The 1,295-nt window shown below is 62.5% G+C and carries 1 protein-coding gene; it reads right to left on the reverse strand.

Annotated elements, in window-relative coordinates; all coding sequences use genetic code 11:
- Nucleotides 1-25: 25 nt before the first annotated feature.
- Nucleotides 26-1,171 (reverse strand): ISAs1 family transposase, encoded by a 1,146-nt coding sequence (locus tag GH664_RS22800; protein WP_153170316.1) that lies wholly within the window; start codon nucleotides 1,169-1,171, stop codon nucleotides 26-28.
- Nucleotides 1,172-1,295: the final 124 nt, after the last annotated feature.

The raw sequence follows: 1,295 nt of genomic DNA on the forward strand, positions 1-1,295 counted from the left end.
CAGGGCTGCCGCAGCTACCCATTCATCATTCGTCATCTTCCTCTTCCGGTTGGAATCCGAGCATTTCGGCGCGGAGTTCATCGGAAGCGGAAGCCAGCAATCGCTTGGTCTTGATGCTGGTCTTGCGCGGCGTGGTGTGCAGTCGAAGAAGGTTGAGTGCTATATGTCGGACCAGGGCAAGGTTGTGGGCGACGTGGCCGGAACGGGCGCGGGCGTAATCATCACCGAACTGAACATCGAGACACCAGTGCAGACGATTTTCGATCTCCCAGTGACTTCTGACAGCCTGCGCGATCCGCTCGGCGTCGGCGGGCAGGCTGCTGATGTAGCAGACGCGCTCGGTGCTGGTGCGATCGCCCACCGTTCGGATGCGTTCGACCACGGCGAAGCTGGCGACGTCTTTCCAGGCGGCAGCGTTGTGAAGCCGATCGACGGCATCGTAGGCGCGGCAGCGACGCACTTCGATTCTGCCGTGCCCGGTGCTCGTGCTCTCGTGGGTCGAAGTTGGAGTCAGCGGGCCGCGTGCGTCGAGGTTGGCGAAGATGATCGAATCGTGCAGGTTGCGGTGGTTGTCTTTCACGCACAGCACGTAGTGCGCTCCTCGTTCGCGAATGGTGCGCGCGATCTTGGTCTGCGTGCCCATCGCATCGATGGTGACGATGCAGCCGTTGATGTCGAGCACCTTGAGCAATTCGGGAATCGCCGTGATCTCGTTGGACTTCTCCGCTGTCGCCGTCTGGCCCAGCACCACGCCCACGTTGGCCGCAAACGCGCTGACCATATGCAGCGGCGCAGCGGCCGCCTTGCTCGTGGTGCGCCGGCTCGCCTTGCCATCGATAGCGATCACCTGGTCCTTGGCCAGCGCCGGGATGAGGCCGCCTACCCAAGTGCGAAACGCCTGTTCGAACTGTTTCGGATCGAGCAGCGCGAGCACCCGCTCGAAGGTGTCGGGCGAGGCCACGCCGTAGTCGAGCCGCAGAAAGCCCCGCAGCCACGGCAGCTTGGCACGCCCCCACTGCGAGATCTCCTCGAAGTCGTCCGCACCGCTGAGCACCGCACACACCGCCACGGTGAGCAGTTCGCTCAAGCGGTGCCGCGTCTGTTGCGCGTTGCGCCAGTCCTCGAGTCCCTCGAAAACCTCCACCATGTCGGCCAGCTTCCCTCTGTCCATCGGTCGCCCAAAAAGACAGGAAGCTACACAAAACAATGGCTTGTGAACAGGGGTATCGCAAGTGATTGATCGTGAACGTCATTTTGGCGTGGTCAACGACAAGCGGGTAGCTGCGGCAGCCCTG

The sequence above is a fragment of the Thauera sp. 2A1 genome (genome assembly GCF_009469595.2).
Classification (GTDB): Bacteria; Pseudomonadota; Gammaproteobacteria; order Burkholderiales; family Rhodocyclaceae; genus Thauera.